The sequence below is a fragment of the Rhodococcus sp. EPR-157 genome, assembly GCF_001647195.1.
GTDB lineage: Bacteria > Actinomycetota > Actinomycetes > Mycobacteriales > Mycobacteriaceae > Rhodococcoides.
The window spans coordinates 1-1,396 of the sequence record NZ_LVCV01000399.1 but is presented as its reverse complement, the minus strand read 5'-3'; the positions used below and the strand labels follow the sequence as shown (position 1 = coordinate 1,396).

Sequence of the window (1,396 nt, the reverse complement as noted above, 5' to 3'; positions counted from 1 at the left end):
GGAGTTCACGCCTCGAGCGGCCCATGATTCCTATCATGATGATGCACCAAGGACTCGGGCTGGAGACGTTCAACGACCTGCCGCGTCGCAAGGCGGTGCACGCACTCTACGAATGCTGCTGCTCGCACACGTGGGCGTCGCGAGTTGCCGACGCTCGTCCCTACCGATCGCACGCGGAACTGTTCTCGCGCGCGGACGCAGAACTCGGGGAACTGTCGGACGCAGACATCGACCATATCGCTTCGACGCACCGGCCGGTCGGACGGACGTGTGCGGGAATGGACGTAGCCACACAGAGCGTGTTCATCGACGCCTGCCGGATGTACATCGAGCGGTTCGGCTACGGATACATCGTCTGCTCGGCGGCCCTCCCCGGTGGCGGTGACGAGCCCCGCGAAGTTCTCATCGACGTCGGCCATCGGCTCGACAACAGTCACGAAACCGAGCGCAAGGTGATGCGCGACGAGCTCGCGAAGGTCAATCGAACCCGCATCGAACGCGTCCTCGGCCCGGAAGAGGGTTGGCCGATGTACTGATCTGTTCCTGAGTGCGCGAAGTACCGTCAAGGGGTGCACCCTCGCCGCAAGTTCCCAACCGCCACGCTGCCGACAGCAGCTCGCGCGCGGTACGCGAAACGGCGGCAACGACGGCTCGCCCGTGTAGACAACGACCTCACCGCCTCGCAGTGGGCCGACCTTGTCGCCGCCTGGGGAGGGTGCGCCTATTGCCAGGAGACTAGTCCGGCACTGCAGCGCGACTGCATCACTCCCGTTTCTCGTGGCGGCCGCTACACCCTCGAGAACGTGGTGCCTGCATGTTCGTCATGCAACGCAAGCAAACACAACAGCGAAGTCACCGGGTGGCTCCGACGCAAGAAGCTCGATGAGCGCACGTTCCTTCTACGTCACGCGACGATCCTGCCGACTCTTCTCGCAGCAGACCAGGTGTGTCGAGCCCAATCGAGGGACCAGACGTCAGAAGAGCCCGACCATCCTGCCGATCAGTCCGAGGACGATGACCACCACGATCAAGCCGATCAAACCAAGGAACACGATCGGTAGCGCAAGTCCCCGCTGCGGTGGTTCGTGCTGCGGTCCACCAACGCTCGTCTCCGCGGGTGGAGTGTCCCCGGGCGTGACTCCGCCACCGGCTTCGAGGCCGGCAGTGTCATTGGGTTCGGGGTTCTGGGCAGTCATGAGAACTCGGGTACCCGGTGGCGGCTCGCTCAATCGAGTCCTCGGTCACCGGATGAACGTGCCACCGATTTCCATCACGTCGACACTGGATTTCGACGCCGGAAAACCTGTCGGTGGGGCCCGATAGTCTCGAACGTATGTTCGATACAGGGAATGCGGCAGGTACCACCACCAGCCACAACACCGCGGCAGCGGGCGTG

General features: G+C 63.6%; 2 protein-coding genes and 1 pseudogene. 2 read left to right on the top strand and 1 reads right to left on the bottom strand.

All coding sequences use genetic code 11. The features are described 5' to 3' along the window. Together A2J03_RS18410 and A2J03_RS30055 are read left to right on the top strand one after the other, a co-directional pair. The coding region (locus tag A2J03_RS18410; protein ID WP_231912598.1) for a 2-oxo-4-hydroxy-4-carboxy-5-ureidoimidazoline decarboxylase at positions 1–536 on the top strand (536 nt) is incomplete at its 5' end. Between the two features lie 66 nt (positions 537–602). After that, positions 603–929, top strand: a pseudogene (locus A2J03_RS30055) (HNH endonuclease); the annotation flags it as partial. Positions 930–974: 45 nt separating this feature from the next. Here the strand turns inward: A2J03_RS30055 and A2J03_RS18405 are convergent. Further along, the gene (locus A2J03_RS18405; protein WP_068376722.1) at positions 975–1,196 is read right to left on the bottom strand and encodes a DUF6480 family protein; all 222 of its coding nucleotides are present in this window, start codon (positions 1,194–1,196) and stop codon (positions 975–977) included. Positions 1,197–1,396: the final 200 nt, after the last annotated feature.